This window comes from uncultured Kluyvera sp., from assembly GCF_902485085.1.
In the GTDB taxonomy this organism is placed as follows: domain Bacteria; phylum Pseudomonadota; class Gammaproteobacteria; order Enterobacterales; family Enterobacteriaceae; genus Kluyvera; species Kluyvera ascorbata.
Map to the genome: position 1 here is coordinate 1 of NZ_CABTJS010000135.1, position 3841 is coordinate 3841.

Genomic DNA, 3841 nt, shown 5'->3' on the forward strand with positions numbered 1-3841 from the left:
CAAAGACTAAACAGTGTTGCCAGACAGCTCAACGAGAGGCCGAGAAAAACGCTAGACTATGAATCACCCGCAGAGCGGTTCAATCAATGTGTTGCATCCATCGGTTGAACTCACAGCCAGAACCAGACATTTCTTCTCTGATACATCAGCATGAGGCTAAGGATTTATTCTTTCATTATCTAATTAATGACTCCTTATTATTACGATTTCGCCATAAATGCATTCGGTATTTAGTCAAAGTAAAAAGTGCCTGCACGCTTTAGACTTGTCACTTTCAGTGAAATGAGCATTCAGTCTGTGCCTTTCTGATAAAACCGTTTTCTGCAGGAGCCGGCTTTTACAGCCGTGCCGGGAACTCATAAAGGAGAAAGTTATGTCTCGTATCGTTGTGATTGGTGGCAGCGGCCACGTCGGAACCTATCTCGTGCCAATGCTGGTTGAGCTGGGCCATCAGGTAGTTAACGTCAGCCGTGGCTCAGCAAAGCCTTACCGCCCGCATTACGCCTGGGCCGCAATCGAAAACGTCTCTCTGGATCGGGTGAAGGAAGAAGAAAAAGGCACGTTCGGTCAGAAGATTGCTGATTTGAGCCCCGATATCGTTATCGACATGATCGCCTTTGATTTGAACAGTACGCGTCAGGTTGTTGAAGCCCTGAAAGGAAAAATTGAGCATTACCTTTTCTGCAGCTCTATTTGGGTTTATGGCCGTTATGTGTCAGTACCTTCTTTAGAAACCGACCCTGTAAGCCCAATCGACGCCTATGGGCAGGGTAAAGCGGACAGTGAAGCATGGCTGATGCGCGAAGCTCGGCTTTCCGGCTTCCCGGCAACGTGCTTCCGTCCGGGGCACATCGTCGGCGAGGGATGGGTGCCGACTACTCCACAAGGTAACTCTAACCCTGAAGTTTATTCGCGCATTGCTCGCGGCGAAACGCTTGCACTGCCTAACCTTGGAAGTGAAACGTTACATCACGTTCACGCAGTGGATGTCGCTCAGCTTATTATTAAAGCCATTGAAAACCGTTCTGCTTCAGTAGGTGAAATCTTCAATGCCGTGTCTGATCAGGCCATCACGCTGAGAGGTTATGCAGAAGCTGTTTTCCGCTGGTTTGGCAAAGAGCCGTCCCTGAAGTTCCAGCCTTTTGATGAGTGGCTTGCCGGGCTTGAGCCTGAGTTTGCTGAAAACTCCAGGGGCCACGTGGTGAGAAGCTCCTCGCACTCCATTGAAAAAGCGCGCGTCAGGTTGGGTTACCAGCCCCGCTACAGCAGTCTTGAAGCCATACATGAATCCGTGCAGGTGCTGATTGCCCAGGGGCAGGTAGAGTCACCATCACTCTGAATACTGTGCTGATTCTCATTTAACCCTTGCCACGGCGGGTCAACTGCATATGGCTGATCCGCCATAACCCTTTTTATCTGATCGCAGGTTGTAAACCTGTGGTTACTGTTCACCATCATCTTCAGAAAACACTTATGAATATAACTCAGAACACGGGCGGCTTCGGTGCGCCTGAAATAACGTCCGTCTGGAGCGCGGTAATCAGCATGGCACTGTTGTGCTTCGTCCTGGTTTCATCAGAATTTATGCCAGTCAGCCTGCTTACACCAATTGCGAAGGACTTGTCTGTCACCGAAGGCCAGGCCGGTCAGGCCATTGCCTTTTCCGGCCTGTTTGCAGTGATCACGAGCCTTTTTGGTAATACCTTGCTTGCCCGGTTTGACCGGCGTACGGCAATTATTTTTTACACACTGGTGATGGTGTTGTCCGGACTAATCGTAACGTCCGCTCACGGTTATGGCATGTTCATGTTCGGTCGGGCGCTGATCGGCATTTCAATCGGCGGTTTCTGGTCTTTATCGACGGCAATTCTGGTACGGATCGTTCGCCCCGTTAGTGTTCCCAAGGCTATTGCTATTCTTCAGGGAGGAACAGCGCTGGCGTTTGTGGTGGCTCCCCCGCTTGGAAGCTTTCTGGGCAGCCTGATCGGCTGGCGCGGCGCATTTTTTACGGTAGTGCCTGCGGGAGTGATATGCCTGATATGGCAGATGGTTGTTATTCCGAAGCTGCCGCAGCAGCGTGATACCGGCATAGTACAAATAGCCTCGCTGTTGCGCAGCCGGACATTTGCGCTGGGCATGATTGCCGTGACGCTTGCCTTTATGGGCCAGTTTTCACTTTCCACCTATCTGCGACCGTTCCTTGAGGGCGTGACCGGGCTGGGAATAAACATGATTTCCCTTTTCCTGCTGGGCGTGGGCGTGGCAGGACTGACGGGCACGCTTATTTCAGGATTCTTTGTCAGGGGGAATCTGCTGCCTGCGCTTACCGGCTTGCCGGCAGGTCAGGCCATTGTCGCCGGCCTGCTGACCGCGCTGGGGCATATTCCCGCTGCGACAGGGGCACTCCTGCTGGTCTGGGGCATCCTCGTCACCCCCATCCCTGTGGTCTGGAATACCTGGATGACGCGGATAATTCCTGACGAACTCGAAGCCGGCGGGGCATTAACGGTTGCACTCATTCAGTTTGCAATAACGATAGGGGCGTTTACGGGCGGCGAACTGTTCGACCATCAGGGCTGGGTCAGCACCTTCATGCTGGCCACCGCGCTACTGATAGCTTCTGCGGTTATCGCTGTATTGCCGGGGCGGCGTTCATTCTCACAAAAATGACGCCAGCTTATACAGTCTGCCCTGCAGAACGGTAGCGTAAGGCATCAATAATCACCCTCAGAGCCGGTGACATCTGTCGCCGGCTGGGGTAATAGAGGTGGTAGCCCTTAAATACAGGACTCCACTCTTTGAGTATTCTCACCCAGCGACCCTGCTTTATACCCTGCTCGGCCAGATTATCCGGAACATATGCCAGACCATACCCGGCTTCAACAGAGGCAAGCATGGGATAGACGCTGGTGTAAATCAGCTGGCCCTGCACCTTCATATTGAGTGTTTCTTCCCCTCTTTCAAACTCCCATGCATATAGCTGTCCGGCCCCTGAATGCCTGATATTAATACAGCTGTGGCGCGCAAGTTCAGACGGGTGAGAAGGCGTTCCCGCTTTTTCCAGATAGTCTGCAGAGCCGATGACAGCCGGCTGCCAGTCGGCACCAATCCTTACAGCGATCATATCTTTGACAACGTCATCACCCAGGCGTACGCCGGCGTCAAAGCGACCTTCAACAATATCTATGAAGCCGTTTTCCTGAGACAGCTCGACCTGAATGTCCGGGTAATTTTTTAGCACCGGGGCCAGAGCCGGCCAGATATATTCATGAAGCATATGATCTGAAACTGTGAGCCTCACCGTCCCAGCCGGCGTGTCGCGAAAACGAAGCAGTGCAGATATGTCTGTTTCAATCGCGTCAAGGCGAGGCTCAAGCGCGGCCATAAGCTTTTCGCCAATCTCCGTTAGTGCCACCTTCCGGGTGGTGCGCATCAGCAGCCGCATCCCCAGCCTTTCCTCAAGCCTTCTTATGATATGAGATAGGGTTGACTGAGAAATATTCAGCCTAGCAGCCGCCTTGGTAAAACTCCGCTCCTGCGCGACTGCCAGGAACGCTAGATAATCATTGAAATCTTCGCGCATGAATGTTCCATGAAACGTAAAAACAACCTTATTCTAGCCGCTTGAAGGCTCCTGACGAAGCATGTATTGAGACATTCAATGTCCGCTTTTCGCTCACAGCGGACCCTCAACTCAGCCAGCAATGTCCGCTGCGTGCCATATATAGTCATTCACACCCTGAGAGTTACACTTTTAAGTGATTCAGGGTATGCGCTTATTGGTTACGAATATTGTGCCAGAATCATGTGATTTGATGATTGCCGCTTTGCTTTCGAGCCA

At 52.0% G+C, this 3841-nt stretch carries 3 protein-coding genes; 2 read left to right on the forward strand and 1 reads right to left on the reverse strand.

Features of this window, described 5'->3' with window-relative positions; genetic code table 11:
• Window positions 1-373: 373 nt before the first annotated feature.
• Both RDN66_RS16340 and RDN66_RS16345 read left to right on the forward strand, forming a co-directional pair.
• Window positions 374-1339, forward strand: coding sequence for an NAD-dependent epimerase/dehydratase family protein (locus RDN66_RS16340; RefSeq protein WP_308538026.1), 966 nt, complete (start codon window positions 374-376; stop codon window positions 1337-1339).
• Between the two features lie 134 nt (window positions 1340-1473).
• Entirely contained in the window at window positions 1474-2670 is a 1197-nt protein-coding gene (locus RDN66_RS16345; RefSeq protein WP_202215954.1) for an MFS transporter, read from the forward strand.
• A gap of 7 nt (window positions 2671-2677) precedes the next feature.
• On the opposite strand, the gene RDN66_RS16350 is transcribed toward RDN66_RS16345, so the two are convergent.
• Window positions 2678-3583, reverse strand: coding sequence for a LysR family transcriptional regulator (locus tag RDN66_RS16350; protein ID WP_202215953.1), 906 nt, complete (start codon window positions 3581-3583; stop codon window positions 2678-2680).
• Window positions 3584-3841: the final 258 nt, after the last annotated feature.

Bases quoted from the DNA above. Each gene is read 5' to 3' on its own strand.
- RDN66_RS16345 (WP_202215954.1), top strand. From the start codon at position 1,474: ATGAATATAACTCAGAACACGGGCGGCTTCGGTGCGCCTGAAATAACG.
- RDN66_RS16350 (WP_202215953.1), bottom strand. From the start codon at position 3,583: ATGCGCGAAGATTTCAATGATTATCTAGCGTTCCTGGCAGTCGCGCAG.
- RDN66_RS16340 (WP_308538026.1), top strand. From the start codon at position 374: ATGTCTCGTATCGTTGTGATTGGTGGCAGCGGCCACGTCGGAACCTAT.